At 70.5% G+C, this 2,418-nt stretch carries 2 protein-coding genes; one reads left to right on the forward strand and one right to left on the reverse strand.

Annotation, left to right across the window (positions count from 1 at the left end):
- Window positions 1–916: ABC transporter substrate-binding protein (locus ACTUAL_RS01290; protein WP_440898967.1), on the reverse strand; the 916-nt coding region annotated here is incomplete at its 3' end.
- 301 nt (window positions 917–1,217) lie between these two features.
- Here ACTUAL_RS01290 and ACTUAL_RS01295 point away from each other — a divergent pair.
- On the forward strand, window positions 1,218–2,418 hold a 1,201-nt coding region (locus tag ACTUAL_RS01295), incomplete at its 3' end, for an immunoglobulin-like domain-containing protein (RefSeq protein WP_440898968.1).

Raw genomic sequence — 2,418 nt, forward strand, 5'->3', positions numbered from 1 at the left:
CCCGCTCCGGCACCTGCTCACCGGCCACGACCTTCTTCGCGAGGTCCATCAGCTGCTTGCCCAGCAACGGGTTGCACTCGACGATGAAGTTGATCTCGCCGTTGGCCAGCGCGGTCATGCCGTCCTTGACGGCGTCCACCGTGATGATCTTGATGTCCTTGCCGGGGACCTTGCCCGCGGCCTTGATGGCCTCGATGGCGCCGAGACCCATGTCGTCGTTGTGCGCGTAGACGACGTTGATCTCCGGGTTGGACTTGAGGAACGCCTCCATGACCTGCTTGCCGCCGGACCGGGTGAAGTCACCGGTCTGCGAGGCCACGACCTTGATGTTCGACTTGCCCGCGATCTTCTCCTCGAACCCGGCCTTGCGGTCGATCGCCGGGGCGGCGCCGGTGGTGCCCTGGAGCTCCGCGACGTTCACCTCGCCCTGCACGTTGGCGACCAGCCAGTCACCGGCCTTGCGGCCCTCCTCGACGAAGTCCGAGCCGAGGAAGGTCTTGTACAGCGAGGTGTCCTCGGAGTCGACCGCGCGGTCGGTGAGGATCACCGGGATGTTGGCGCGCTGGGCCTCCAGCAGCACGGTGTCCCAGCCGGTCTCGACCACCGGGCTGAAGGCGATGACGTCGACCTTCTGCTGGATGTACGACCGGATCGCCTTGAGCTGGTTCTCCTGCTTCTGCTGCGCGTCGGAGAACTTCAGGTCGACGCCCGCCGCCGCGGCGGCCTCCTGCACGGACTTGGTGTTCGCGGTGCGCCACCCGCTCTCGGCGCCGACCTGGGCGAACCCCATCGTGATCTTGTCGTCCCCGCCTCCCCCGGAGGAGCCGGAGTCGCCGGAACCGGACGACCCGCAGGCGGTGAGGCTGAGGGCGCCGATCAAGGCGGCGCACGCGGCGGCGGTGATCTTCTTCAGCACGGGCATCCTCCACGTGAACCACGGTGAACTCGCGGACGGCGGGACCGCGTGACCAGGGTCACCTCGGTCACCTGGTGGACAAGAGTGAACGCTCACATACCGTCCGTCAACCCCCCAGAAACCTCGACGTTGCACGCTTGACACGCAGGTTGAAACCGACCTATGTTAGCGCTCACTTTTGTGACTCAGCGCACGTCAACACCCGGACGTACCTGTTCACGACGCGCGGCCACACCCGCCGCGCACGACGAGAGCGATGCCCATGGCTCCCGTTCTGCCCCGTCCCCGTCCCCTCGCAGCGGTGGTGGCGCTCGCCCTCGTGCCGCTCGCCCCGGTCACCCCCGCGGTCGCCTCGGCGCCGGGCGGGCTGATCGCCCACTACCCGCTCACCGAGTCCTCCGGGACCACCGCGCACGACGCGTCCCCCTCCCGCCGCGACGCCGTGATCAGCGGCGACGCCGTCCCCGGCGGACGTGACGGCCTCCACCTCGGCGGCGTCGACGGCCACGTCGACCTCCCGGACGACCTGCTGCGCGGCCTCGACTCCGTCACCGCGTCCATCCAGGTCCGCATCGCGCCCGACCAGGCCACGCCCTACTTCGTCTGGGGCATCGGGAACACGAACGGCAGCGCGGGCGACGGCTACCTGTTCACCACCGGCAACACCTACCGCAGCTCGATCGCCACCGGGAACTGGGCCACGGAGCAGACCACCAGCTCGGGCCGCGACCTGCGGCGCGACGTGTGGAAGACGCTCACCTACACCCAGACCGGGAGCACCGCGGTGCTCTACGAGGACGGCGTGGAGGTGGCCAGGCGCACCGACGTGACGATCCGCCCCGGCGACATCGGCGGCGGGTTCACGAAGGCCAACCACATCGGCCGATCGGTCTACCCCGGCGACCGCCACCTCAAGGGCGAGGTGCGCGACTTCCGGCTGTACAACAGGGCTCTGAGCGCCGACGAGGCGCACGACCTCGGCTTCACCCCCGACCGTGAACGCGTCCGCCGCGACAGCGCGTCGCTGACCATCGGCGACACCTCGCTCATCACCGAGGACCTCGCGCTGCCCACCTCGGGCCCGCACGACACCACGATCTCCTGGCACTCCACCAATCCCGGCGCGGTCGCGGCCACGGGCAAGGTGACCCGCCCGCGCGCCGGCCTCCTGCCGTCGTTGGCGCTGCTCACGGCCACCACCACCCGGGGCGGCGCCGAGCTCCGCAGGCTCTTCGCGGTCACCGTCCGCCCGCGGCCCACCGACCGCGAGAAGGTCGCCGAGGCCGCGAGGGCGCTGACCGTCTGGGACGCCCACGACGTGCGCGGCAACCTCACCCTGCCCACCACCGGCCTGCACGGCACGGCCGTGACCTGGACCTCCAGCGCCCCCGACGTCGTCACGCCCACCGGCGAGGTCACCAGGCCCGCGCACGGGCAGCCCGCGAGGCAGGTCCGGCTCACCGCCTCGGTGGGATCGGGAAGCCGAACGGAGCTTCGGCACT

The organism is Actinosynnema sp., from assembly GCF_052038725.1.